Source organism: Shewanella sp. 5_MG-2023 (assembly GCF_030547465.1).
Taxonomy (GTDB): Bacteria; Pseudomonadota; Gammaproteobacteria; order Enterobacterales; family Shewanellaceae; genus Shewanella.
Genome location: NZ_JAUORC010000020.1, coordinates 47,577 through 73,068, shown reverse-complemented (window position 1 = coordinate 73,068; position 25,492 = coordinate 47,577). Strand labels below are relative to the sequence as shown.

At 41.7% G+C, this 25,492-nt stretch carries 25 protein-coding genes; 19 read left to right on the top strand and 6 right to left on the bottom strand.

What is annotated here, in order from left to right; genetic code table 11:
* Positions 1-99: 99 nt before the first annotated feature.
* The 4 genes from gyrB to dnaA form a co-directional block, all read right to left on the bottom strand.
* A complete protein-coding gene (gyrB, locus tag Q4557_RS13235; RefSeq protein WP_102436416.1) occupies positions 100-2,517 on the bottom strand; it encodes a DNA topoisomerase (ATP-hydrolyzing) subunit B in 2,418 nt (805 codons plus the stop codon).
* A 15-nt stretch (positions 2,518-2,532) separates the two neighbouring features.
* Entirely contained in the window at positions 2,533-3,615 is a 1,083-nt protein-coding gene (gene recF / locus Q4557_RS13230) for a DNA replication/repair protein RecF (RefSeq protein ID WP_102475866.1), read from the bottom strand.
* Between the two features lie 122 nt (positions 3,616-3,737).
* Positions 3,738-4,838, bottom strand: a complete 1,101-nt coding sequence (gene dnaN, locus Q4557_RS13225) for a DNA polymerase III subunit beta (protein WP_102436412.1) — start codon at positions 4,836-4,838, stop codon at positions 3,738-3,740.
* Positions 4,839-4,857: 19 nt separating this feature from the next.
* Positions 4,858-6,246: a chromosomal replication initiator protein DnaA gene (gene dnaA / locus Q4557_RS13220; protein WP_076541770.1), complete on the bottom strand. Its 1,389-nt coding sequence runs from the start codon at positions 6,244-6,246 to the stop codon at positions 4,858-4,860.
* A 448-nt stretch (positions 6,247-6,694) separates the two neighbouring features.
* Between dnaA and rpmH the strand changes: the two genes are divergently transcribed.
* From rpmH to Q4557_RS13190, 6 genes are all read left to right on the top strand, one after another.
* On the top strand, positions 6,695-6,832 hold the full coding sequence (gene rpmH / locus Q4557_RS13215) for a 50S ribosomal protein L34 (protein ID WP_011867659.1): 138 nt from the start codon (positions 6,695-6,697) through the stop codon (positions 6,830-6,832).
* 16 nt (positions 6,833-6,848) lie between these two features.
* A complete protein-coding gene (gene rnpA, locus Q4557_RS13210) occupies positions 6,849-7,205 on the top strand; it encodes a ribonuclease P protein component (protein ID WP_076541772.1) in 357 nt (118 codons plus the stop codon).
* Entirely contained in the window at positions 7,172-7,426 is a 255-nt protein-coding gene (gene yidD / locus Q4557_RS13205; protein WP_076541774.1) for a membrane protein insertion efficiency factor YidD, read from the top strand. The genes rnpA and yidD overlap by 34 nt, the downstream gene beginning before the upstream one ends.
* 3 nt (positions 7,427-7,429) lie before the next feature.
* Positions 7,430-9,058 (top strand): membrane protein insertase YidC, encoded by a 1,629-nt coding sequence (gene yidC / locus Q4557_RS13200; protein ID WP_102436410.1) that lies wholly within the window; start codon positions 7,430-7,432, stop codon positions 9,056-9,058.
* 81 nt (positions 9,059-9,139) lie between these two features.
* Complete coding sequence (gene mnmE / locus Q4557_RS13195) at positions 9,140-10,498, top strand: tRNA uridine-5-carboxymethylaminomethyl(34) synthesis GTPase MnmE (RefSeq protein ID WP_102531911.1); 1,359 nt, start codon at positions 9,140-9,142, stop codon at positions 10,496-10,498.
* Between the two features lie 8 nt (positions 10,499-10,506).
* Positions 10,507-11,118, top strand: coding sequence for a PolC-type DNA polymerase III (locus tag Q4557_RS13190; RefSeq protein ID WP_303413252.1), 612 nt, complete (start codon positions 10,507-10,509; stop codon positions 11,116-11,118).
* Positions 11,119-11,155: 37 nt separating this feature from the next.
* Here Q4557_RS13190 and Q4557_RS13185 read toward each other — a convergent pair whose 3' ends face one another.
* Positions 11,156-12,025, bottom strand: a complete 870-nt coding sequence (locus Q4557_RS13185; RefSeq protein WP_303413250.1) for a LysR substrate-binding domain-containing protein — start codon at positions 12,023-12,025, stop codon at positions 11,156-11,158.
* A 142-nt stretch (positions 12,026-12,167) separates the two neighbouring features.
* Here Q4557_RS13185 and Q4557_RS13180 point away from each other — a divergent pair, with 142 nt between their 5' ends.
* Complete coding sequence (locus tag Q4557_RS13180; RefSeq protein WP_102520270.1) at positions 12,168-13,298, top strand: S-(hydroxymethyl)glutathione dehydrogenase/class III alcohol dehydrogenase; 1,131 nt, start codon at positions 12,168-12,170, stop codon at positions 13,296-13,298.
* Positions 13,299-13,375: 77 nt separating this feature from the next.
* On the top strand, positions 13,376-14,218 hold the full coding sequence (gene fghA / locus Q4557_RS13175) for an S-formylglutathione hydrolase (RefSeq protein WP_303413247.1): 843 nt from the start codon (positions 13,376-13,378) through the stop codon (positions 14,216-14,218).
* 95 nt (positions 14,219-14,313) lie between these two features.
* Here the strand turns inward: fghA and Q4557_RS13170 are convergent, their stop codons facing one another.
* Positions 14,314-15,630, bottom strand: a complete 1,317-nt coding sequence (locus Q4557_RS13170) for a sodium:alanine symporter family protein (protein ID WP_241903457.1) — start codon at positions 15,628-15,630, stop codon at positions 14,314-14,316.
* A 180-nt stretch (positions 15,631-15,810) separates the two neighbouring features.
* On the opposite strand from Q4557_RS13170, the gene mioC reads away from it, so the two are divergent.
* The 11 genes from mioC (at position 15,811) to atpA (ending at position 25,482) form a co-directional block, all read left to right on the top strand.
* Positions 15,811-16,251: an FMN-binding protein MioC gene (gene mioC, locus Q4557_RS13165; protein WP_102436396.1), complete on the top strand. Its 441-nt coding sequence runs from the start codon at positions 15,811-15,813 to the stop codon at positions 16,249-16,251.
* 490 nt (positions 16,252-16,741) lie between these two features.
* Positions 16,742-18,631, top strand: a complete 1,890-nt coding sequence (mnmG, locus tag Q4557_RS13160) for a tRNA uridine-5-carboxymethylaminomethyl(34) synthesis enzyme MnmG (RefSeq protein WP_102436394.1) — start codon at positions 16,742-16,744, stop codon at positions 18,629-18,631.
* A gap of 121 nt (positions 18,632-18,752) precedes the next feature.
* Positions 18,753-19,376, top strand: coding sequence for a 16S rRNA (guanine(527)-N(7))-methyltransferase RsmG (gene rsmG, locus Q4557_RS13155; RefSeq protein ID WP_102436392.1), 624 nt, complete (start codon positions 18,753-18,755; stop codon positions 19,374-19,376).
* Between the two features lie 56 nt (positions 19,377-19,432).
* Positions 19,433-20,215, top strand: a complete 783-nt coding sequence (locus Q4557_RS13150) for a ParA family protein (RefSeq protein WP_076541796.1) — start codon at positions 19,433-19,435, stop codon at positions 20,213-20,215.
* Positions 20,216-20,237: 22 nt separating this feature from the next.
* Entirely contained in the window at positions 20,238-21,137 is a 900-nt protein-coding gene (locus Q4557_RS13145) for a ParB/RepB/Spo0J family partition protein (RefSeq protein WP_102520266.1), read from the top strand.
* Between the two features lie 226 nt (positions 21,138-21,363).
* Positions 21,364-21,747: an ATP synthase subunit I gene (locus tag Q4557_RS13140; RefSeq protein WP_303413237.1), complete on the top strand. Its 384-nt coding sequence runs from the start codon at positions 21,364-21,366 to the stop codon at positions 21,745-21,747.
* A 12-nt stretch (positions 21,748-21,759) separates the two neighbouring features.
* Positions 21,760-22,581: a F0F1 ATP synthase subunit A gene (gene atpB, locus Q4557_RS13135; protein ID WP_076541877.1), complete on the top strand. Its 822-nt coding sequence runs from the start codon at positions 21,760-21,762 to the stop codon at positions 22,579-22,581.
* Positions 22,582-22,613: 32 nt separating this feature from the next.
* Complete coding sequence (gene atpE, locus Q4557_RS13130; protein ID WP_076541802.1) at positions 22,614-22,877, top strand: F0F1 ATP synthase subunit C; 264 nt, start codon at positions 22,614-22,616, stop codon at positions 22,875-22,877.
* Positions 22,878-22,905: 28 nt separating this feature from the next.
* Entirely contained in the window at positions 22,906-23,376 is a 471-nt protein-coding gene (atpF, locus tag Q4557_RS13125) for a F0F1 ATP synthase subunit B (RefSeq protein ID WP_076541804.1), read from the top strand.
* Positions 23,377-23,392: 16 nt separating this feature from the next.
* On the top strand, positions 23,393-23,926 hold the full coding sequence (gene atpH, locus Q4557_RS13120; protein ID WP_102436386.1) for a F0F1 ATP synthase subunit delta: 534 nt from the start codon (positions 23,393-23,395) through the stop codon (positions 23,924-23,926).
* A gap of 14 nt (positions 23,927-23,940) precedes the next feature.
* A complete protein-coding gene (atpA, locus tag Q4557_RS13115; RefSeq protein WP_102436384.1) occupies positions 23,941-25,482 on the top strand; it encodes a F0F1 ATP synthase subunit alpha in 1,542 nt (513 codons plus the stop codon).
* Positions 25,483-25,492 lie beyond the last annotated feature (10 nt).

Genomic DNA, 25,492 nt, shown 5'->3' with positions numbered 1-25,492 from the left:
CTTCAGGTAAATATACAACAGTGACAAGATGAGTTTGTAGAGATTACCGATAAAAAAATGGGCGCCTTAAGGCACCCATTTAATGTATTTTAAACTCGACTACACGTCTAAGTTAGCAACGTTTAGCGCGTTAGTTTCAATGAAGTCACGACGCGGTTCAACTTGATCGCCCATCAAACAAGTAAACAATTGATCAGCGCCTACGGCATCTTCAATGGTGACTTGTAGCATACGACGAGTTTCAGGATCCATTGTAGTTTCCCACAATTGCTCAGGGTTCATTTCACCCAATCCTTTATAACGTTGGATGTACAAACCACGTTTAGCTTCAGACATAGTCCAATCAAGCGCCTCTAAGAAGCTATCAACTTCTTTCATACGCTCGCCACGTTTCACATAGCCGCCTTCTTCAATCATACCGTCTAATGCTGAGCCTAACTTAGCAATACGTTGGTAATCATTTGATTGGAAGAAGTCGTAACTAAATACGTAGTTAGTATCAATACCATGCTTACGGATTGTTAGGCTTGGTAGGTATACCTGACGCTCAGGATCTAATTGTGGTTCAATGTTATAAATAACGCCGTCAGTTTCAATCTCAATAAGGTCAGCGACAAAGGCATCACACCACTGCTTCATTTGTGCTTCGTCAGCCAGCATTTCATTGTTCAGTGCTGGGTGGTAAAGCATACGGTTACAAATAACCGTTGGGTAACGCTTAGTTAAACGCTCAATAACCGCTTCAACCTCACGATACTGGCTCACTAAACGCTCTAGTGGCTCACCTGTCATACCTGGTGCACCCGCAGAAGGGTAAATATGAGTACCATCTAACGCTTGAGTGGTTAAGTATTCCGTTAGTGCTGGCTCATCTTTTAGGTACTGCTCTTGCTTACCTTTTTTAACTTTAAATAAAGGTGGTTGAGCAATATAGATGTAACCACGTTCAATCAACTCTGGCATTTGACGGAAGAAGAAAGTCAACAGCAGCGTACGAATGTGCGAGCCATCGACGTCAGCATCGGTCATGATGATGATGTTGTGATAACGGGTTTTCTCAGGATCATAATCATCACGGCCAATACCACAACCTAATGCAGTGATCAGCGTCGCGACCTCTTGAGAAGATAACATTTTATCGAAACGTGCTTTTTCAACGTTAAGAATTTTACCTTTTAGCGGAAGAATAGCTTGGTTTTTACGGTTACGTCCCTGCTTGGCTGATCCGCCAGCAGAGTCCCCTTCCACTATGTATATTTCAGAAAGCCCAGGGTCTTTCTCTTGGCAATCAGCAAGCTTACCTGGCAAACCACCTAAATCTAATGCGCCTTTACGACGGGTCATTTCACGGGCTTTACGCGCCGCTTCACGAGCACGTGCCGCATCAACGATTTTACCAACAATTAATTTTGCATACGTTGGGTTTTCTAATAGGTAATCATTTAATTGCTCACCCATTGTTTGTTCAACCGCACCTTTCACTTCACTCGACACTAACTTGTCTTTAGTTTGTGAACTGAATTTAGGATCTGGCACTTTTACTGAAATAACCGCGGTTAACCCTTCACGAGCATCATCACCCGTTGCATTGGTTTTACCTTTTTTATTGAAACCTTCACGCTCCATATAGTTATTTAAGTTACGGGTTAATGCACCCCGGAAACCCGCTAAGTGAGTACCGCCATCACGTTGTGGGATGTTATTGGTAAAACAGAAAATCTTTTCTTGATAACCGTCATTCCACTGCATTGCCACTTCAACGGTAATGCCGTCTTCACGCTCTTGAGTAAAGTGGAAAACCTCTTTATTCACCGGCGTTTTATTGAGGTTAAGGTAATCAACGAAAGCACTGATGCCGCCTTCGTATTTAAAGAATTCATCACGGCCATCACGTTCATCAACTAAACGGATACCCACACCTGAGTTCAAGAATGATAATTCACGAACACGTTTAGCCAAGATGTCAAAGTGGAATAGCACATCTGAGAATGTTTCACTGCTTGGCCAGAAACGGATTGAAGTACCGGTTTTTTCTGATTCACCCACTGGGGTGATTGGCGTATCAGGTACACCCATTGAATAAAACTGCTCGTAAACTTTACCGTTACGACGAATGGTCATTTGCAGTTTTTCAGATAATGCGTTTACAACCGAAACACCAACACCGTGTAAGCCACCTGATACTTTATAAGAGTTATCATCAAACTTACCACCGGCATGAAGTACCGTCATAATAACTTCGGCAGCGGACACACCTTCTTCTTCATGAACCTCTACAGGAATACCACGGCCATCATCTTGTACTGATACCGAGCCATCTGAATGAATGGTGATAGTAATGTCACTACAGTGGCCTGCTAAGGCTTCATCGATAGAGTTATCGACCACTTCGAATACCATGTGATGAAGACCTGTACCATCGTCAGTATCGCCGATGTACATCCCTGGTCTCTTACGAACAGCATCAAGGCCTTTTAAAACCTTAATACTCGAAGAATCATAACTATTCTCTGACATATTTCTCTCTCGTTTTTATTCAACTACCGTGACTTGCCCATGTTCCACATGAAACATCTTACTTGGTGGGCTAGCCAGCGAATCGACTATTGCAACAGGATCAATCGCTGTGACAAAAATTTGTGCACCGGTTTCGGTTAACTGTTTTAGTAATAGTTGCCTATGCTGAGCATCTAACTCAGATGGAAGATCATCCACTAGGTAAATACTATGCTTGTTTTGCTGTTTTTGAAGCAATTTACCCTGTGCAAGGCGCAGTGCACAGACTAATAATTTTAACTGTCCTCGGGATAACGCATCCTGTACCGGTAAGCTGCCAACGCGTAATCGTAAATCCGCTTTATGTGGTCCACTGCCGGTATTTCCCGATGCTAAATCTCGGTGATATTGAGTTTTAAGTAACTCGGCAAATTCCGTTTTGCTATCCCAGCCACGGGTAAAGGAAACCTTAATATCAACCCGTGGTAAAAACTCTTCGATTATACCCTTAAGTAGCTCATTTAACGAGTCCACATATTGATTTCGTATCGAAGTAACCTGCTCAGCATAACGCACCAATTCCTTATCCCAAAATTGTATATTGGTGTAAGAGGCTCCATCTCTAAGAAGCTGATTTCTTTGCTTTAAAATTCTTCTGGTATTCACCCATGCCGTATAAAAATGACTGTCAGCATGAAAAGCTCCCCAGTCGATAAACTGCCGGCGTGCTTTTGGGCCTTCAAATAGTAAAGAAAAACTTTCAGGGGTGATAACTTGAATAGGTAACGTCTCAGCTAATACCGATAATCGCTTCACGTTATCGCCATTAAATTTAACATCAATGTCGCCATTGCGGAACCGTCTAAGGCCTAATTTAGCTTCGCCATTAGGCATTTCGAGCTTGGCAAACAAGGTCAGTTGATCTTGCTCAATATTGATAACCCGCTGGGACAGATGGCTACGAAACGAACGCCCCATACCGAGAAAATAAATGGCTTCTAAAATGCTGGTTTTACCACTGCCATTTTCACCATAAATTAAATTAAGCCCATCACTTGGCGCTAATGTCGCTGACAAAATATTTCGGAAATGTTCGATATTGAGGCGGGTTAAACTCATGGAAAATAAACAGACCCTAATTTAAAAAGAGTGAAACGAAAGAAGGTGCCTTAATGTAGCACCTTCTTGGGGTAAAACGTTATAGTTAAACGGCGCTTAATCAAGTTTAAGCGACTATTTACTTATAAGCGCATTGGCATAACCACGTACATAGAGTCTTCTTCTGCGTGGTTTTCAATTAGTGCGCTTGAGTTACCGTCTATTAAGGTTATTCTAACATCATCACTGGCTAAATTATTTAATACGTCCAATAGATAGCTGACGTTAAAGCCAATTTCTAGGTTATCTGAGTTGTATTCAACATCGATAATCTCTTCTGCTTCTTCTTGCTCCGGGTTATTGGCGGTAATGCGCAATAATCCCGGCTCAAGCTGAATACGCACACCTCTGAACTTCTCATTCGACAAAATAGAAGCACGGGTTAACGCTTGTTTTAATTGATTACGACTAGCCACCACAATTTTGGTGCCGCCTTTAGGTAATACGCGGCGATAATCAGGGAAACGACCATCGACTAATTTACTGGTGAATACCGCATTGGCAGTAATCGCACGAATCGCACTATCACCAATCGCAATGGTAATATCACTGTCTTCACTTTCAAGTAAACGCGCCATTTCAACCACGCCTTTACGCGGCACAATCACTTGCTTCTCAGGTAAGCTGGTTTCTATTTGACGATGACTTAATGCTAAGCGATGACCGTCTGTGGCAATGGCCTTTAAGGTGTTACCTGCGGTTTCAAATAACAAGCCATTTAGATAATAACGCACATCTTGGTTTGCCATTGAAAATTGTGTCGAGTCAATAATCGACTTCAAAGTGCCCTGCTTTAAGCTAAATTCAATTTCAGCTTCAAACGCTTCAACATTGGGATAATCTGATGCTGGCAAGGTCGCCAGTGAAAAACGACTACGGCCTGAGCGTAATAACCATTTGTTCTCTTGCTGCTCAATTTTAATTTCAACTTGCTCAGGAAGAGATTTAACAATATCTAATAATTTTTTAGCCGGAACTGTGGTGCGTCCCACTTCAACTTCACCTTGGATGGGAGCTTGACCGACAAGCTCAACCTCTAAGTCCGTACCTGTAAGCTTAAGTGAGCCCTCACTAACTTCAACAAGTAGATTAGATAAAATTGGCAAGTTATGGCGTCTTTCTACTGCGCCACAAACCAACTGAAGTGGTTTTAATAGGGCATCCCTATCAATTGAAAATTTCATTCGTCTCAATTTCCCGATATTAAGAAGATAAGGTACGTATCAAGTTAGCATAATCTTCTTTAATGTCATGACTTTCTTCACGTAACTGAGCAATTTTTCTGCATGCATGTAATACAGTAGTATGATCACGACCACCAAATGCGTCACCAATTTCAGGCAAGCTTTGGTTAGTTAACTCTTTTGATAATGCCATTGCCACTTGACGTGGTCTGGCAACACTGCGCGAACGGCGCTTAGATAACATGTCAGCCATTTTAATTTTGTAATATTCAGCAACGGTTTTCTGAATATTATCAATGGTGACTAACTTTTCTTGTAACGCCAGTAAATCACGTAATGCTTCACGGACAAAATCAATGGTAATTGGACGTCCGGTAAAATTAGCATTAGCAATAACGCGATTTAATGCACCTTCTAATTCACGCACATTTGAGCGCAAACGCTTAGCAATAAAAAATGCCACTTCATCAGGCAGATTAATGCCGCTCTCTTGTGCTTTACGCATTAAGATCGCCACACGGGTTTCAAGTTCTGGCGGTTCAATGGCAACGGTTAGGCCCCAACCAAAGCGAGATTTTAAGCGATCTTCAACACCATCGATTTCCTTGGGATATTTATCCGAAGTTAAAATGACTTGATGGTTACCTTCAAGTAATGCGTTAAAGGTATGGAAGAATTCTTCTTGAGAACGATCTTTATTGGCAAAAAATTGAATGTCATCAATAAATAATGCATCAACACTGCGGTAGTAACGTTTGAAATCTTCGATGGCGTTATTTTGCAGTGCTTTAACCATGTCCTGAACAAAGCGCTCAGAATGCATGTAAACCACTTTGGCATTGGGATTATTTTTGATGATCCCATTGCCAACAGCGTGTAATAAATGGGTTTTACCTAAACCAGTACCACCATATAAAAATAGTGGGTTATAGGCGCCACCTGGATTTTCAGCCACTTGAAGTGCAGCCGCTTTACCCAGTTGGTTTGATTTACCTTCAACAAAATTATCAAACTGGTAAGTAGGATTAATGTTACTGCGGTGGTTAGCATGCTCAACCGGTTCAGCTTGAGTATTAAACGAAGTACTAACGCGCGCTTTAGTATGGGTATTTTGAGGTTTCTTTATTTCAGCAATCACTGGTGCTGCAGGTTTAGCTGCAGACGGACGACTACCAATATCAAAACGCAGCTTAGGCGCATTGCCACCTAACTGTTCAGTGAAAAATTGATTAATGATATTGATATACTTATCACGAACCCAATCGAGCACAAAACGATTCGGCGCATAAAGTACCAAGGTATCACCATCCATTTCAGCTTGCAGCGGACGGATCCACATACTGAATTGCTGCGCAGACAATTCGTCTTGCAGTCTGCCGATACATTGTTGCCACAGTGAAACCGCCACTAAAAATCCTTAAATACCGTTTGTTGAAGGAGGGGTATTCTATCGTTAGATCTCAATGATCGCTATCGATAAAAAAATTTTTATCCCCAAGCTGATCATTGTATGTGGATATCTGTGATCTTTGAAGATCAAAATCGATCTATTTATTATGAATTGTTCATAGATCCTGCTTTATTAACCGATCAACATTGATCTATAATAGCGCGGCTTTGATCTAGTAAAACTATCTTAGATCCACTACATATTGTGTTGGTACACAGAGTTATCCACATCCTGTGGTAGATTTTTAGGGTACTTATCAAAGTTAAATTGGTAAAAATTGTTCATATAGTCATTTTCCTAGTTGACGGTAGTGATTAAAGTGATTACAATTCGGCCTCTTTTTTGCCCTTGCGTCTTATTTCAAGAATGTAAGGTTTATTAACTACTAAATATACGGATTGCCAAAATGAGTAAACGTACTTTTCAACCAAGCAACCTGAAGCGTAAGCGTTCTCACGGCTTCCGCGCACGTATGGCCACTGTAGGCGGCCGTAAAGTGATTGCACGTCGTCGTGCAAAAGGTCGCGCTCGTTTATCTGCTTAATCAGTAGATATTCATAGTGACTAGCTATGCTTTTACGCGGGAGTTGCGTTTGCTAACTCCCGCGCAATTTAAATCTGTATTTTCAAATCCCATCAAAGCATCTTCTGCTGAAATAACTCTGCTTGCTATTCCAAATTCAGAGCAACATCCTCGTATTGGATTAACTGTCGCAAAACGTTTTGTTAAAAATGCCAGTGACCGAAATCGCATTAAACGAGTGATAAGAACTAATTTCCGTTTACACCAGCATGATATTCCAGACCTTGATATAGTTGTCTTGGTAAGAAATGGCGTGGTTGATATGGAAAATGCAGACCTACATAAATTAATAGAGAAGTTATGGCGCAAACTCAGTCGCCGTTACAATGGTTAGCCACAAAGGCTATTCGTGGCTACCAACTCTTTATCAGCCCTATGCTGGGACCCCGCTGTAGATTCAATCCAACATGCTCTTATTATGCAATTGATGCAATAAAAACGCATGGAACTGCGAAAGGTTGTTGGCTTGCGGCGAAACGCATACTAAAATGTCATCCTTTACATCCCGGCGGAAGTGATCCCGTCCCCCCTAAAAACGACAGGTGTAACAAATAGGCTATGGAATCTCAACGTAATTTAATGCTTATCGCTCTGCTTTTTGTCAGCTTTTTAATGTGGCAAGCATGGCAAGACGATAAAGCCCCGCAACCAGTAGCGGCCCAAACAACGTCACAGACTACTAATGTTGCGTCACAAAACGTTAGCGATGTACCAGAGGCTGATGCAGGCATGCCTGTTCAATTACCTGCTACACAAAATTTAATTACTGTGAAAACAGATCAACTAGACATTAAAATCAGCCCAGTAGGCGGTGATATTGTTTATGCTGCATTAGTTGATCATAAAGTTGAAATAGACAGTGATGACCCATTCGTAATACTTGAACAAAATGGTTCATTTAATTACATCTCACAAAGTGGTCTTATTGGCCGCGATGGTATTGATAGCAGCCGCCATGGTCGCGCTCAATTTTCAGCAGAATCTGAAAATTATGTGTTAGCCGATGGCCAAGACTCTTTATCAGTACCGCTTAATTATGTTGATGCTAATGGCGCAGCATATACCAAAGTATTTACCTTCACCCGTGGTCAATTTGATGTGACTGTTGATTACAATGTAAACAACACCACTTCAGCACCGCTGCAAATGCAAATGTATGGTCAAATAAAACAAACTGTACAAGCATCTGAAAGCAGCATGATGATGCCAACTTACCGTGGTGCAGCATACTCGACTAGCGATGTTCGTTACGAAAAGTATGACTTTGATGACATTGCAAAAAGTAACCTAAACCAACAGACACTAGGTGGTTGGGCAGCAATGCTACAACACTACTTTGTATCAGCTTGGGTGCCGCCTGCAGCTGATTCAAATACTATTTTTACCAGCATGAGTGCTGGCGGCCAAGCCAATGTTGGTTTCCGCGGCGCGGTACATGATATTGCACCAGGTGCACAGCAAACCATTAGTGCCCAATTCTATGTTGGCCCTAAAAACCAAGAAGCTTTATCTAAAATTTCTGAAACATTAAACCTTGTTGTAGATTATGGTTTCCTTTGGTGGTTAGCTATCCCAATTCACTGGTTATTGATGTTCTATCAATCCTTTGTAGGTAACTGGGGTGTGGCGATTATTTTAATTACCCTAACCGTGCGTGGTCTTTTATACCCGCTAACCAAAGCACAATACTCGTCAATGGCTAAAATGCGTAACTTGCAGCCTAAACTGACAGAAATGAAAGAACGCTTAGGTGATGACCGCCAGAAAATGGGTCAAGCCATGATGGAGCTGTATAAGAAAGAGAAAGTTAACCCTATGGGTGGCTGTCTTCCTATCTTGCTGCAAATGCCAATTTTCATCGCCTTGTATTGGGTATTACTAGAAAGCTATGAATTACGCCATGCGCCATTCATGCTTTGGATTACCGATTTGTCGGTTCAAGATCCTTACTATGTATTACCATTATTAATGGGTGTGTCTATGTGGTTAATGCAAAAAATGCAACCAATGGCACCGACTATGGATCCTATGCAAGTGAAAATGATGCAGTGGATGCCAGTTATCTTTACTGTGTTCTTCCTATGGTTCCCAGCCGGTCTAGTTCTATACTGGTTAGTGGGTAACTTAGTGGCTATCACGCAGCAAAAGATTATTTATGCAGGTTTAGAGAAAAAAGGCTTAAAATAAGTCATAGCTCAAACTGATATAATCAACAAAGGCGGCTATTAAGCCGCCTTTTCCTTTACTATTTCAACAAGGTTTTCCTCAATGACAGACACTATCGTGGCACAAGCAACCGCACCAGGTCGTGGCGGCGTAGGTATCATTCGTATTTCAGGCGATAAAGCCACGGAAGTCGCACATAGCGTATTAGGCCATTTACCTAAAACCCGTTATGCCGATTACTGTGATTTTAAAAACGCGTCAGGCGAGGTCATTGATCAGGGAATCGCACTGTTTTTTAAAGGACCAAACTCCTTTACCGGTGAAGATGTATTAGAGCTTCAAGGCCATGGCGGCCAAATTGTGCTTGATATGCTGATCAAGCGCGTGATGGAAGTAGATGGCATTCGTATCGCTAAGCCCGGTGAATTTAGCGAGCAAGCCTTTATGAACGACAAGCTGGATTTAACCCAAGCAGAAGCCATTGCCGATTTAATTGATGCCACCAGTGAACAAGCGGCGAAGAGCGCGTTAAACTCACTTCAGGGCGAGTTTTCTGATGAAGTACATCAGTTAGTCGAGCAAGTGACTAATTTGCGCTTATACGTCGAAGCAGCCATTGATTTCCCTGATGAAGAAGTCGACTTTTTATCTGACGGTAAAATCGCTAACTCACTGTATAACATCATCGCCAAATTAGACTTAGTCCAAGCCAGTGCCAAGCAAGGCTCAATTATTCGTGAAGGCATGAAAGTGGTAATTGCTGGTCGTCCTAATGCCGGTAAATCAAGCCTATTAAATGCCCTAGCAGGTAAAGAGTCTGCCATTGTCACTGAAATTGCAGGGACTACCCGTGATGTACTGCGCGAGCATATTCACCTTGATGGCATGCCACTGCATATTATTGATACCGCCGGTTTACGTGACACCGCTGATACCGTTGAAAAAATTGGTATTGAGCGTGCGTGGGATGAGATAGCAACCGCCGATAGAGTGTTATTTATGGTTGATGGCACCACTACCACCGATGTAAATCCTCACGATATTTGGCCTGACTTTATTGACCGTTTACCGAAAAAACTCGGCGTCACAGTTATTCGTAACAAAGCTGACTTAACCGGTGAGCCAGTAATGACCACTGATGAGCACGGCTATAGCGTTTATCGCATTTCAGCGAAAACCGGCTTAGGGGTTGAAGAGCTTAAACAGCACCTTAAATCATTAATGGGTTATCAAAGTAACCTTGAAGGCGGTTTTATTGCCCGTCGTCGTCATTTAGAAGCCCTAGATTTAGCTGCCAGTCACTTACAACTGGGTAAAGAGCAGTTAGAAGTGTATTTAGCCGGCGAGTTATTAGCAGAAGAATTACGTATGTGCCAAATGGCGCTATCTGAAATTACCGGTAAGTTCACCTCAGATGATCTGCTGGGTAAAATCTTTAGCTCATTCTGTATTGGTAAATAGGATCGCTCATGATATTGGCAAATAAGGTTATCGTGCTCGATTTCGAAACCACAGGCTTATCACCTAATAATGCAGATCGCGCCATCGAAATTGGTGCGGTAAAACTCATTGATGGTGAGATAGTCGATAGCTTTCAAGAATTAATGAATCCGGGTAGATCGGTAAACAGTTTTATTGAAAATTACACCGGCATCACCAATGCCATGCTTAAAGAGGCAGATTCTTGTGAAGCAGTCATGACTCGCTTTGCCGATTTTATTGAAGACTTTAACTTAGTGGCCCACAACGCCAGCTTTGATAAGAAGTTTTTAGATGCTGAGTTCGACAACTGTCAGCAACAGTATTCAGGTCAATTTGCCTGTTCATTATTATTGTCACGCCGCATTAGCCAGGATGCCCCTAATCATAAACTGGGCACCTTAGTTAATTATCATCAGTTACCTAATGATGGTGTATTTCACCGCGCATTAGCCGATGCCACCATGACGGCGCATTTATGGAATCATCAGCTGGCATTGTTACAACAACAATTACCAGATAGAGCGATTACTTTTGAGCTGATTAATAAAATATCTAGGCAACCAAAAGCACAAGTCAGTCGCTATCTGCAGTCTTTATAACGATAAAAAAATCATCATTAAAACGTAAGTAAACTGGCTAAGGTAATTCAGCTGCGAGCTTATCCACCAGTAACCTCACTTTGGGTGACAAATGCCGATTGTGAGGATACAAAGCCCAAATTCCCTCCTGCTGCTGCTTATAAGATTCTAGAATGACCGATAGCTTCCCTTCACTAATGGCATCAGCTACGTAATAGCCCGGTAGTTGCACAATCCCCAAGCCTTTAATCGCGGCATTGAGTAAACTAATACCACTACTGCACTGCAGATTCCCCTGCACTTTAATACTTCTTGCTTGACCCTGTTCATTGAAATGCCAGTGCGGCTGCGAGCCAACCAAACAATTGTGCTGAGTTAACTCTGATAATGAGTATGGCGCGCCGAAACGATTAATATAATCAGGGGCGGCGCAAACAAACTGCTCACGGCTGGTTAAGCGCTTTGCCATCATGCTCGAATCAGGTAAACGCCCTAACCTAATCGCTAAATCATAGCCGCCTTCCACTAAATCTAACTGCCTGTTAGTTAACTCACAAATCACTTCAACATCAGGGTGCTGCTGCATATAGTCAGTGACAATCGGCATCACAAATGACTCACCATAGGTCACTGGTGCGGTAAGCTTAATTAACCCTTGGGGTTTATTTTGCAAACTACTTATAGCCCGCTCAGCTTCTTCAAGTCCATCGATAACTTGGCGGCAATGGCGATAAAATATATGGCCTTCTTCAGTTAACGACACTTTACGGGTGGTGCGATAAAACAATTTTGTGCTTAACCTATTTTCAATTTGGCTAATTTGGCGGCTCACTTGCGCGGTCGAAATAGCTAAACGTTTACCTGCTGCCGTAAAGCTATCCGTTTCAGCCACCGCGACAAATTCGTAAACCCCTTCCCATGGCAACATTATTACCACCTCGTAAAAGTAAATTGTATTTATAGCCCATTATCAACTGACAGAAAATAAATACAATAGATCCATCATCTACTGAGCCTCATCTACACTAAGTAGATCCACTTTTATGGTTAACGTTAAAAGGACAAACACAATGTCAGCACAATTTATGAAATCTAAGGCCGCTATTGCATGGGGACCAGGACAGCCATTATCGGTTGAAGAAGTCGACGTGATGTATCCAAAAGCGGGTGAAGTCATGGTGAAAATCATCGCTTCTGGTGTTTGCCACACCGATGCATTTACCTTATCTGGCGATGATCCAGAAGGTGTTTTCCCGGCTATTTTAGGTCATGAAGGTGGCGGAATTGTAGAGATGGTTGGTGAAGGTGTTACCAGTGTCAAAGTCGGCGACCATGTTATTCCGTTATACACCGCAGAATGCGGTACATGTAAATTCTGCACTTCAGGTAAAACCAACCTTTGTAGTGCAGTTCGTGAAACCCAAGGCAAAGGCTTAATGCCTGATGGCACTACCCGTTTTTATAAAGATGGCCAGCCTATTTTCCATTACATGGGGTGTTCAACCTTCTCTGAATATACTGTATTACCAGAAATTTCATTAGCGAAAGTCAATAAAGACGCACCACTTGAAGAAGTGTGTTTACTCGGTTGTGGTGTAACAACCGGTATGGGCGCGGTATTGAACACAGCTAAAGTCCAAAAAGGCGATACTGTGGCCATTTTCGGTCTAGGCGGCATTGGTTTATCAGCCATTATTGGCGCAACCATGGCCGGAGCATCACGCATTATCGGCATTGATTTAAATGAATCTAAATTTGAACTCGCCACCAAACTGGGTGCGACTGATTGCATTAATCCAAAAAATTATGACAAACCGATTCAGGATGTCATTGTGGAAATGACCGATGGCGGCGTAGATTTCTCATTTGAATGTATCGGTAACGTCAACGTTATGCGCAGCGCGTTAGAGTGTTGTCATAAAGGTTGGGGCGAATCGGTGATTATTGGTGTTGCTGGCGCAGGCCAAGAAATATCTACTCGACCATTTCAACTAGTGACTGGTCGAGTATGGAAAGGAAGTGCATTTGGTGGCGTTAAAGGGCGCAGTCAATTACCCGGTATTGTTGAGCAATATCTCAACGGCGAATTCAAACTAGACCATTTCATTACTCACACTATGGGGCTTGAAGGGATTAATGATGCTTTTGATCTGATGCACAGCGGTGAAAGTATCCGCAGTGTCATTCACTTCGATAAGTAAATCTTATTGCCGTATTCGATAAATATCATGCCCTTAACCTTACGCTAAGGGCATTTTTATAAAAAGTGACCAATCAAATGACTTTAGAAAACATCAGTAGTAATAAAATGTTCGGCGGCTGGTTAAAACAATATAGCCATCACTCTGATACGTTAAACTGCCAAATGCGCTTTGCCATTTATCTGCCGCCACAAGCAGCATCACAAAAAGTGCCGGTGCTATATTGGTTGTCAGGCTTAACCTGCACCGACGAAAACGTAATGCAAAAATCAGGCATTCAACGAGTTGCAGCAGAGCTTGGCATCGCTATTGTGGCTCCAGATACCAGCCCGCGCGGAGATAATGTCGCAGATGATGCCAATGGCGCTTATGATTTTGGTTTAGGTGCCGGATTTTATCTTAATGCCACCCAAGCGCCCTTTAATACCCACTATCAAATGTATGACTATGTGGTAAAAGAATTGCCAGCCTTTATTGAGCAGCATTTTCCAGTGACAAGCATGCGCAGTATCAGTGGCCACTCTATGGGCGGTCATGGCGCCATTACCATCGGGCTTAAAAATCCGCAGCAATATCAATCTATTTCGGCATTTAGTCCGATCTGTAATCCGATAAATTGCCCTTGGGGGCAAAAGGCTTTTAACGGTTATTTAGGATCAGATCAAACAAGCTGGGCTGAATACGACAGCAGCGAGTTAATGAAAAACTCGATGGTTAAGGTACCTATGCTGGTGGATCAAGGCACTGAAGATAACTTTCTAGTTGAACAACTAAAACCTGAAAGCTTAATTGAAGCCGCTAAAGCTCAGCAATACCCGCTGACCTTACGCATGCAGGAAGGCTATGATCACAGTTATTTCTTTATCAGTAGCTTTATTGAAGATCATCTTCGGTTTCATGCAAAGTACTTATTAAAGTAAGTCATTATTTGTTATGACCGAACACAAAAAGGGAGTGAATAATCACTCCCTTTTTGATCCGTTATAATGAATATATTTTAGAATTCACGACACATTTATGAATTATTTTGCGCCAATTTTGCAAAGTACTTCTTAGAAGCGGCTCTGACTTTAGGGGCTAATAAAATTGCAGAGGTCATGGTTGGAATCGCCATTAAGGCATAGGCAGCATCAATAATATTAACGATTTCTTGAATGGTTGCTGTTGCAGCAAACAGTATCGCCAGCAAGAAAAATAATTGATATAGGCGTAATCTTTTGCGACCAAATAAAAATGCAAAGCACTGACCACCATAAAATGCTTGAGTAAAAATGGTGCTGATACTGAAAAATACCACGCAAAGGATCAGCAAATACGGACCAACGCCAGGCATAGTAACTTCAAAGGCTTGAGCCGATAAATTAACCCCCTCAGCTTCAGTTCCTTGCCACACCCCCGAAATTAAAATGATCATTGCCGTGGCGGTGCACACTAATAAGGTATCAATAGCAGGACCCAGCATGGCCACTAAGCCTTCTTTTACTGGTTCGTTGGTTTTGGCACTACCATGCGCCATTACTTCAGTGCCAATACCCGCTTCATTTGAAAAAGCCGCTCGGCGGATACCGATCAACATGGTGCCCAATATGCCACCACCAACCGAATTAAGTGAAAATGCTTCAGTGATAATAAGCTTAAAATAACTCGGTATATCAGCAATATTGGCAGCAATAACATAAAAAGCGCAGCCCATATAAATGACGATCATTAACGGCACGACTTTAGTGGCCACCGAAGCAATGCGTTTAATCCCGCCTAATATCACGCTGGCAACGATCAGCATAACCACAATCCCTAAGCTTAAATCCACCCAAAAGGTGGATTGATCACTGGGAAAATAGCCAGGTTTAACAATTAACCACTCACGAATAATCTGTACTAATTGATTGGCATTAAACAACGGAAAATTACCAACAAGGCCAACAACACAAAAAAATACCGCTAAAAAGTGCCATTTTTTGCTTAAACCTTGAGTGATTATGTACATGGGCCCCCCCTGCACATCACCATTTTCATCCTTGCCGCGATACATAATAGCTAAGGTACAGGTGAAAAATTTAGTCGCCATTCCCACAATAGCGCTAATCCACATCCAAAAGATGGCCCCCGGTCCACCCACCATAATAGCCACTGCAACACTACCAATATTACCCATACCAACGGTGCCGGCCATGGCACTGGATAACGCCCCTGCGTGGCTAATATGCCCCACAGCGCCTTTATCAGGATATTTACCACGGACAATATTTATAGCGTGGCCAATGTAGCGAAAAGGAATAAAACGTGAATAAATCAGGAAGAAAAGCCCACCACCTACCAGTAAAACCAGCATGTGAGGCCCCCATGCTAAATCAGCCATTTGAGCCGTAATTGAAACCAGAGACATAATAAAAGTTAATTTTTTGTAAATTGTAATTATTGAAAATACGGATAAAAACCACTTTGTGCAATGCTAAATAGGCGTAAACTAAGCCTATAAGTAGTGTTTAACAGTAATCATCTAGGATAAAACATGGCAAAAATAGATATTTTAGTGGGCTCAACTCAAGGCGGAACCGAATATGTGGCCGACGATATGGCGGCTCAGCTTAACGAAATAGGCCACCAAACCTGCATTCATTTAGCCGCAAACTTGGATGATCTTGACCCTAAATCACTGTGGATCATTGTCAGTTCAACTCATGGCGCAGGCGATCTTCCAGACAATTTAGCACCCTTTTATCAGCAATTATTGACCTCAAATAGCGATCTAAGCGAGTTAAAATTTGCTTTGTGCGCAATTGGCGACTCAAGTTACGACACTTTTTGTCTTGGGCCTGAAAAAATAATTTCAAGACTCGATCAGCTCGGTGCAAAACAGTTTGTGAATAAGATCCAAATTGATGTTCAAAAGGATCCTGTCCCAGAAGATCCGGCACTAGCTTGGCTTTCAGAGTGGCAATCCTCCATTTAGATCCCCAAAAAGCCAGAGAGCTTGGTTAACATCTTTATTTATACCCACAATAACAACCTATCTTATCCACAAAAAGCAAAATACGATCATAACTTTGTGGATAAGCTATTATTTTTACCGATCATAACGCTGTACAGATCTTAAGGTGATCTACTCGAAGATCACCCCTGTGGATAACTAGCCGATCTATCCCCAAGTTATATTGAGTTTGATCCTTCATTGATCACAGGATCGTTTTGTCGTTAACCTATGAAAATAAACAAATAAATGAGTTACCCACAGAAAAGTGCGATCCTAATAGTAATAGTAATAAAAAGATCTATTTAAAGATCTTAAGATCTATTAAGCGAAGCCCGTTAGATCGAAACTAGAAAATTGATCATTCCCGAAAAGCAAACCAAGTGCTAAAATACTCGGCTCAAGCAAGCCCTAGATTTGAAATCTAGTTAAATTTTGCAATATCGAATTTACTTTTATCCAAGGTCACAAAATGCATTTTCATGAACGGTTTGATGTAATTGTTGTTGGTGGTGGTCATGCCGGAACTGAAGCTGCCCTAGCAGCCGCAAGAATGGGGTCAAAAACATTATTGTTAACACATAACATTGATACTTTAGGTCAAATGTCTTGTAACCCTGCCATCGGTGGTATTGGAAAAGGTCATTTAGTTAAAGAAATTGATGCTCTTGGTGGTGCAATGGCTACTGCAACAGATTTTGCAGGTATCCAATTTCGAACATTAAATTCCAGTAAGGGCCCAGCAGTCAGAGCGACTCGAGCTCAAGCTGACAGAGCGCTTTACCGTCAAAAAATCCAACAGATTTTACAACACCAGCCTAATTTACGCATTTTCCAACAAGCAGTAGATGACTTAGTTGTTGAAAATAATACAGTAATTGGTGTAGTCACTCAGATGGGACTCGCTTTTGAAGCGCCAAGCGTAGTGTTAACTACAGGCACATTCCTTAGTGGTAAAATCCATATTGGTTTAGAAAACTACAGTGGTGGCCGAGCAGGTGATCCGCCAGCGATTGCCTTAGCAAATCGACTAAAAGAATTGCCAATTCGTGTTGGCCGCTTAAAAACCGGTACCCCACCACGAATTGACGCTAATAGCATTGATTTTTCCAAGATGGCTGAGCAAAAAGGTGATTCACCTTTGCCAGTTATGTCGTTTATTGGTGATGTTAGTCAACACCCTGAGCAAGTATCTTGTTATATCACTCATACCAATGAAAAAACTCACGATATTATTCGTGGAGGTATGGATCGTAGCCCAATGTATTCAGGGGTGATCGAAGGTATTGGACCACGTTATTGTCCATCGATCGAAGATAAAATAAATCGCTTTGCAGATAAATCATCGCATCAGATCTTTATTGAGCCTGAAGGCTTAACCACCAATGAGATCTATCCAAATGGGATCTCAACCAGTTTGCCATTTGATGTGCAATTGAATTTGGTGCGATCGATTCAAGGCATGGAAAATGCTGAAATCATTCGTCCTGGTTACGCTATTGAATATGATTATTTTGATCCAAGAGATTTAAAAAATTCACTTGAAACTAAAAATATCAATGGTTTGTTCTTTGCTGGACAAATTAACGGTACTACCGGTTATGAAGAAGCCGGTGCTCAAGGATTGCTAGCTGGTATGAATGCGTCATTGCAAGTTCAAGGCAAAGAGGCTTGGTGCCCACGCCGTGATCAAGCTTACCTAGGGGTGTTAGTTGATGACTTATCAACCTTAGGTACCAAAGAGCCATACCGTATGTTCACCAGTCGTGCTGAATATCGTTTGCTACTACGTGAAGACAATGCTGATTTGCGCTTGACAGAAAAAGGTCGTGAATTAGGTTTAGTTGATGATCATCGCTGGGCATTATTCAGTGAAAAAATGGAATCGATTGAAACGGAGTTGCAACGTTTACGCAGTAATTGGGTTCATAATAATTCACCTTTGCTTGATGTATTAAACCCAGAGCTTAATACCCCAATTTCTCGTGAAGCATCATTTGAAGATCTACTTCGTCGTCCTGAAATGGATTATAAGAAATTAATGAGTTTAGAAGGTTTTGGACCGGGGATTGAAGATCCACGTGCTGCAGAGCAAGTTCAAATTCAAGTGAAGTACTCTGGTTATATTCAAAGACAGCAAGGTGAAATTGATAAAGCGATTCGTAATGAAACCACAATCTTGCCGCTTGATCTTGATTATCAAGAAGTTCCAGGCCTTTCAAATGAAGTGATCGCTAAGATGAATGAGCATAAACCTGAAACCATTGGTCAAGCATCAAGAATTTCAGGAATGACGCCGGCAGCGATCTCAATCTTGCTGGTTCATCTTAAAAAGCGTGGTTTATTGCGTAAAAGCGCATAAATCCCAGCAAAAAGTTGTCTTTTGACCAATAAGGGAAGCTTTGAGGCTTCCCTTAGTCATTTTCGCCATTCATAATACCCGATGATTTTATTATTCCCATTGCTTTTCGAGGTCACCCAGCGTGCTAGCAACTCAACTTAAAACCTATTTAGCTGAAACAAATATTTCAGCCACAGATACACAGCAAAAACAACTGGTTGATTTTGTTGCCATGCTGAATAAGTGGAATAAAGCCTATAACTTGACCTCGGTTAGAGATCCTGAACAGATGTTAATCCGACATGTGATGGACAGTTTGGTGGTTTCTCCTTATCTTAAGGGGCAACGCTTTATTGATGTCGGAACTGGACCTGGTTTACCAGGGATCCCATTAGCCATTTTAAATCCGGATAAAGAGTTTGTATTACTCGATAGTTTAGGCAAACGGATCCGTTTTCAAAAACAGGTTCAATTTGAATTAAAAATAAATAACATCACTTCAATTGAAAGTCGTGTAGAAGCGTATGAGCCTGAGCAAAAATTTGATGGCGTCATCAGTCGCGCTTTTGCATCAATCGAAGATATGCTCAGCTGGTGCCATCACCTTCCTGCTGCAGATGGTATTTTTTACGCCCTAAAAGGTCAGCTTAGTGATACGGAGTTAGCGACAATTCCTCAGGGTTTTGAAATAGCAGAAACGATAGTGCTTAATGTGCCAAAGTTAGATGAACAAAGACATCTATTAAAGCTGGTTAATAAAAAATAACCATAGCTAATAATTTATATTATCGGACATCGTAAATCAGTCATTAGGGTGAACTTGTGGGTAAAGTAATTGCCGTTGCCAATCAAAAAGGTGGCGTAGGAAAAACAACAACTTGTGTAAATTTAGCAGCATCACTTGCAGCCACAAAGCGCAAAGTGTTGTTAATTGATCTTGATCCACAAGGTAATGCCACTATGGGCAGTGGCGTCGATAAATACGACGTTGAAAACACCGCTTATGAATTATTAGTCGAAGAAAAGCCCTTCGATGACATAGTGATCAAAAATACCTCAGGTAAATACGATCTGATCGCAGCCAATGGTGATGTTACTGCTGCCGAAATTAAATTAATGGAGTTTTTTGCCCGAGAAATTCGTTTAAAAAATGCCATTGCAGCTGTTAAAGATGATTACGATTACATTTTTATTGATTGCCCGCCTTCATTGAATATGTTGACCGTCAATGCTATGTCAGCTGCTGACTCGGTACTGGTACCAATGCAATGTGAGTATTATGCATTGGAAGGCTTGACCGCCTTAATTGATACCATCACTAAACTGGGGGCTATGGTTAATCCTAGCCTTAGCATCGAAGGGATTTTACGCACCATGTACGATCCGCGAAATCGTTTATCCAATGACGTGTCTGATCAATTAAAACAACATTTTGGTGAAAAAGTGTATCGCACCGTGATCCCCCGTAATATCCGTTTAGCTGAAGCGCCAAGTTTTGGGGCGCCAGCAATGTATTACGATAAATCCAGTGCAGGGGCGAAAGCTTATTTAGCACTGGCTGGTGAAATCATTCGCCGTGCTGAGCAACAAACAGAATCTAAGTAAGTATTAAGTGTAAGGGAATAAAATGACGTTAAAAAAACGCGGTTTAGGAAAAGGCTTAGATGCATTATTGAGTAACAGTAGTGCTGCGAGTCGCAAAGCTGAACTTACACAACCTAAAGCTGAAATCAGTGAGCCACAAGTGGTTACTGAAGACGGTTTACTGATGCTTGATCTCGACTTACTACAATCAGGTAAATATCAACCTCGTAAAGATATGTCACCTGAAGCACTTGATGAACTGGCTGAGTCGATTCGCTCACAAGGGGTTATTCAACCGATTGTTGTGCGTAAGGTTGATGATACCAAGTATGAGATTATTGCCGGTGAACGCCGCTGGAGAGCCGCTCAAATTGCTCAATTAAACAAAGTACCTTGTATCGTTAAACAGGTTGCTGATGAAGCTGCCGTTGCCATCGCTTTGATTGAGAACATTCAACGTGAAGACTTAAATGCCATGGAAGAAGCCATTGCATTACAACGTTTACTCGAAGAGTTTGAACTGACTCATCAACAAACGGCTGATGCCGTCGGAAAGTCGAGAGCAAGTGTGTCTAATTTATTACGCTTAAACAGTTTAAATGAGCCTGTAAAACGTTTACTGGAATATGGCGATATTGATATGGGTCATGCCAGAGCCTTGCTTGCCATTGAAGGTGAGGAGCAAACTAGCTTAGCTAGATTGGTCGCATCTAAAGAAATGACAGTTCGTGAAACTGAACGATTAGTCAATAAAGCGCTAAATCCGGCTAAAGAGCCTGAAAAAGTAACTCAAGACCATGATGTAAGCCGCTTAGAGCAACAGTTAATTGAACGATTAGGCGCAAAAGTTGCCATTAATCATGGCAGTAAAGGCAAAGGTAAGATTGTAATAAACTACCAAGATCTTGCTGAATTAGATGGTATTCTCAGTAAAATTCACTAAATTCCTCAACAAAATCATTTCAAAGGTAACTTAGTAACAAGGCGTTATTTTAACTTTTAGAATATTTAACGTTAAATCTCGCCTTATATCACTGATTAACCTCTTATCAAAGTTGCAAACAAGGTGTGAAAAGGTATACTTTGCATGCTTTTTTTTCACAACGGATTTATTAATAAACACGTTAATAAATTAGTTGGAAATTAAGCGTTAATGCGGAGATAAAAAATTGAGTAAGGTTTTAGCGCGTCGTGGCCGTTGGTCAGCCTATCGGATAGTGTTGCTACAGGCGGCGATAGCTGGGGGAACTTCAATTTTCTTTTTCGCTCTGTGGGGAGCTCAGTACGGATTTTCTGCTTTAGCAGGAGGTCTCATTGCTGTACTCCCTAATTTTGTATTCGCAACCCTAGCTTTCTCTCATGCGGGAGCTAAAGCATCAAGAAAAGTCGTTTTGTCTTTTTTCTTGGGGGAAGCGGTAAAGTTGCTGCTAACCATTGTATTGTTTTCCATCGCATTTGGTCTGTTGAAAACGTCATTTATGCCGTTATTCATCAGCTATCTGTTGGCATTATTAATACCTTGGACGGCCCCTTTATACTTCAAGCAAAATTAAGTGAGATTAATCATGGCGACAACTGGTGAAGCATTAAATGCTTCCGAGTATATCCAGCATCACCTGACTAATGCGAAAATGTGTTCTGCCGATGGCGGAATCGCTTTTAACTATGCATGTCAAGATGCCGGGTTTTGGACTTGGCACATTGACTCACTTTTGTTTTCAGTAGGTCTTGGGGTTCTATTTTTGTGGGCTTTCTACAAAGTAGGACGAAAAGCAACAACTGGCGTTCCAGGCAAATTTCAATGTTTCGTTGAAATGTGCGTGGAAGGTGTTGATAAAATCGTTAAAGACTCATTCCATGGGCGTAACGCGGTTATCGCACCATTAGGTCTGACTATTTTTGTCTGGGTTTTCCTGATGAATTTAATGGACTTAATTCCGGTTGACTTTGTACCTGAAGCCGCAAACAGATTATTAGGTGTTCCTTACCTTAAAATTGTACCAACAACTGACTTAAACGTAACTCTTGGCTTAGCTTTGAGCGTGTTTGCGTTGATTGTTTTTTACAGTATTAAAGTTAAAGGATTTGGTGGTTTCACAAAAGAAATGACCTTACAACCTTTCAATCATTGGGCACTAATTCCAGTAAACTTAGTATTGGAAACAGTAACCTTGGTTGCGAAGCCGATTTCATTATCGCTTCGTCTGTTTGGTAACCTGTATGCAGGTGAGTTGATCTTTATTCTGATAGCACTGATGCCTTGGTGGGCTCAGTTTGCACTATCAGTGCCTTGGGCTATTTTCCATATTTTGGTTATTGTGCTGCAGGCGTTTATCTTCATGATGCTTACGATTGTATATCTAAGCATGGCACATGAAGAACATTAATTTAATAAAATTAGTTATTTATCGGAGATAAAATGGAAACTGTAATTAGCTTTACAGCAATAGCTGTTGCAATCATGATTGGCTTAGCAGCGCTAGGTACTGGTATTGGTTTTGCTATCTTAGGCGGCAAGTTCTTAGAAGCTTCTGCTCGTCAACCAGAACTAGCTCCAGCATTACAAACTAAAATGTTCATCGTAGCTGGTCTACTTGATGCGATCTCAATGATTGCAGTTGGTGTTGCATTATTCTTCGTATTCGCTAACCCATTCGTAGGTCAGTTACAGGCTGTTGGTTAATCGTCCCTCTTAGTAAGGAGTTGTCGTTATGAGTATTAACGCTACCCTGCTAGGCCAAGCGATTTCTTTTGCTCTCTTCGTGTGGTTTTGCATGAAGTTTGTATGGCCACCATTGATGAACGCTATCGAAGAACGCCAGAAGAAAATTGCCGATGGACTAGCTGATGCAGGACGTGCTGCAAAAGATCTAGAGTTGGCTCAAGCGAAAGCAAATGAGCAACTAAAAGAAGCGAAGGCGACTGCTAACGAAATTATTGAGCAAGCTAATAAGCGCAAAGCTCAAATAGTTGAAGAAGCAAAAATGGAAGCTGATACAGAGCGTGCGAAAATCATTGCTCAAGGTCAAGCTGAAATTGAAAACGAACGTAATCGCGTTAAAGATGACTTGCGTAAGCAAGTTGCTACTCTTGCCATCACTGGTGCAGAGAAGATTCTTCAACGTTCGATTGACCCAGAAGCTCACAGTGACATAGTTAATAAACTTGTTGCTGAAATTTAATTAAGGAAGCGGAGTTATGGCTGAAATAAGCACCATTGCTCGTCCTTATGCAAAGGCAGCTTTTGATTTCGCTGTTGAGCACAAAGCAATTGAAGCTTGGGCAGAAATGCTTAACTTCGCGGCATTGGTAAGTGAAAACGAATCAATTAAGCCGTTGCTAGGTGGCTCATTAGCGAGTGCCAAGCTTGCATCATTATTCATAGAAATATGTGGTGATCAAGTGAACGCGCAAGGTCAAAACCTTTTGAAGGTTATGGCCGAAAACGGTCGTTTAGAGATACTACCTACAGTATCGCTACTTTTTGCTGAATATCGCAATGAGTGGGCAAAAGAAGTTGAAGCCGATGTTGTTTCAGCGACTGAGCTAAGCTCTGAGCAACAAACGCAAATTAGTGTTTCTCTTGAGAAACGTCTCGCACGCAAAGTAAAGCTGAATTGTAGCGTAGATGCATCACTGATTGGTGGTGTAATTATTAAATCAGGCGACTTAGTCATTGACGGCTCTGTTAGCGGTAATTTATCGCGCTTGTCTGATAAGCTACAATCGTAATTGGGAGTTTGAGCATGCAACTGAATTCCACTGAAATCAGCGATCTGATTAAGCAGCGGATCGAGCAGTTCGACGTCGTTAGTGAAGCTCGCAACGAAGGTACAATCGTTGCAGTAAGTGACGGCATCATTCGCATTCATGGCCTAGCCGATGTAATGCAAGGTGAAATGATCGAACTGCCTGGTGGCCGTTTTGCAATCGCGTTGAACTTAGAACGTGATTCTGTCGGTGCCGTAGTAATGGGTCCTTATGCTAATTTAGCAGAAGGCGCAAAAGTTAAGACCACTGGTCGTATTCTTGAAGTACCAGTAGGTCGTGGTTTATTAGGCCGCGTTGTTAACACTCTTGGTGAGCCAATTGACGGAAAAGGACCTATCGACAACGATGGTTTCTCTCCTGTTGAAGTAATTGCTCCTGGTGTTATTGAACGTCAGTCAGTAGATCAACCTATCCAAACTGGTTATAAAGCCGTTGATTCAATGATCCCAATCGGTCGTGGACAACGTGAATTGATCATTGGTGACCGTCAGACTGGTAAAACAGCGATGGCTATTGATGCAATTATCAACCAGAAAGATTCAGGCATTAAATGTGTATACGTAGCAGTAGGGCAAAAAGCTTCTACAATCGCTAACGTGGTACGTAAGCTTGAAGAGCACGGTGCATTAGCTAACACTATCGTTGTAGTTGCAACAGCTTCTGAAGCTGCAGCATTACAATACTTAGCACCTTACTCAGGTTGTTCTATGGGTGAATACTTCCGTGACCGCGGTGAAGATTCTTTAATCGTATATGATGATCTATCTAAGCAAGCAGTTGCTTACCGTCAGATCTCGCTACTATTGAAGCGTCCACCAGGACGTGAAGCATACCCAGGTGATGTATTCTATCTACATTCTCGTTTATTAGAGCGTGCTTCACGTGTAAACGAGCACTATGTAGAAAAGTTCACTAACGGTGAAGTAAAAGGTCAAACCGGTTCTTTAACTGCGTTACCTATTATTGAAACCCAAGCTGGTGACGTATCTGCATTCGTACCGACCAACGTAATTTCTATTACAGATGGTCAGATCTTCCTTGAGACTGACTTGTTTAACTCAGGACTACGTCCTGCTGTTAACCCAGGTATTTCTGTTTCTCGTGTTGGTGGTGCGGCTCAGACTAAGATCATCAAGAAACTGTCTGGTGGTATTCGTACCGCGTTAGCACAGTATCGAGAGCTTGCTGCGTTCTCACAATTTGCATCTGACTTAGATGATGCAACTCGTGCTCAACTTGAGCATGGTGAGCGTGTTACCGAACTTATGAAGCAAAAGCAATATGCTCCAATGAGCGTTGCTGATCAAGCTATCTCAATCTTCTCAGCTGAAAAAGGCTACTTGAAGACTGTAGAATTAAGTAAAATCGGTAGCTTTGAAGCCGCTCTGCTTTCATATATGAACAGCGAACATGCTGAGCTTATTAAAACTATCAATGCAACTGGCAACTACAATGCAGACATTGAAAGTGAATTAAAAGCGGGCATGGACAAGTTCATTGAAACCCAAACCTGGTAATGAATAGAGG

What these genes read in the sequence shown, in the direction of transcription:
- mnmE (WP_102531911.1), top strand. Translation starts at nt 9,140, where the DNA reads ATGACAGACACTATCGTGGCACAAGCAACCGCACCAGGTCGTGGCGGC.
- Q4557_RS13190 (WP_303413252.1), top strand. Translation starts at nt 10,507, where the DNA reads ATGATATTGGCAAATAAGGTTATCGTGCTCGATTTCGAAACCACAGGC.
- fghA (WP_303413247.1), top strand. Translation starts at nt 13,376, where the DNA reads ATGACTTTAGAAAACATCAGTAGTAATAAAATGTTCGGCGGCTGGTTA.
- Q4557_RS13145 (WP_102520266.1), top strand. Translation starts at nt 20,238, where the DNA reads ATGACGTTAAAAAAACGCGGTTTAGGAAAAGGCTTAGATGCATTATTG.
- dnaN (WP_102436412.1), bottom strand. Translation starts at nt 4,838, where the DNA reads ATGAAATTTTCAATTGATAGGGATGCCCTATTAAAACCACTTCAGTTG.
- Q4557_RS13180 (WP_102520270.1), top strand. Translation starts at nt 12,168, where the DNA reads ATGTCAGCACAATTTATGAAATCTAAGGCCGCTATTGCATGGGGACCA.
- recF (WP_102475866.1), bottom strand. Translation starts at nt 3,615, where the DNA reads ATGAGTTTAACCCGCCTCAATATCGAACATTTCCGAAATATTTTGTCA.
- atpB (WP_076541877.1), top strand. Translation starts at nt 21,760, where the DNA reads ATGGCGACAACTGGTGAAGCATTAAATGCTTCCGAGTATATCCAGCAT.
- rpmH (WP_011867659.1), top strand. Translation starts at nt 6,695, where the DNA reads ATGAGTAAACGTACTTTTCAACCAAGCAACCTGAAGCGTAAGCGTTCT.
- gyrB (WP_102436416.1), bottom strand. Translation starts at nt 2,517, where the DNA reads ATGTCAGAGAATAGTTATGATTCTTCGAGTATTAAGGTTTTAAAAGGC.
- yidC (WP_102436410.1), top strand. Translation starts at nt 7,430, where the DNA reads ATGGAATCTCAACGTAATTTAATGCTTATCGCTCTGCTTTTTGTCAGC.
- atpA (WP_102436384.1), top strand. Translation starts at nt 23,941, where the DNA reads ATGCAACTGAATTCCACTGAAATCAGCGATCTGATTAAGCAGCGGATC.
- atpH (WP_102436386.1), top strand. Translation starts at nt 23,393, where the DNA reads ATGGCTGAAATAAGCACCATTGCTCGTCCTTATGCAAAGGCAGCTTTT.
- yidD (WP_076541774.1), top strand. Translation starts at nt 7,172, where the DNA reads ATGGCGCAAACTCAGTCGCCGTTACAATGGTTAGCCACAAAGGCTATT.
- mioC (WP_102436396.1), top strand. Translation starts at nt 15,811, where the DNA reads ATGGCAAAAATAGATATTTTAGTGGGCTCAACTCAAGGCGGAACCGAA.
- Q4557_RS13185 (WP_303413250.1), bottom strand. Translation starts at nt 12,025, where the DNA reads ATGTTGCCATGGGAAGGGGTTTACGAATTTGTCGCGGTGGCTGAAACG.
- mnmG (WP_102436394.1), top strand. Translation starts at nt 16,742, where the DNA reads ATGCATTTTCATGAACGGTTTGATGTAATTGTTGTTGGTGGTGGTCAT.
- atpE (WP_076541802.1), top strand. Translation starts at nt 22,614, where the DNA reads ATGGAAACTGTAATTAGCTTTACAGCAATAGCTGTTGCAATCATGATT.
- Q4557_RS13170 (WP_241903457.1), bottom strand. Translation starts at nt 15,630, where the DNA reads ATGCTGGTTTTACTGGTAGGTGGTGGGCTTTTCTTCCTGATTTATTCA.
- atpF (WP_076541804.1), top strand. Translation starts at nt 22,906, where the DNA reads ATGAGTATTAACGCTACCCTGCTAGGCCAAGCGATTTCTTTTGCTCTC.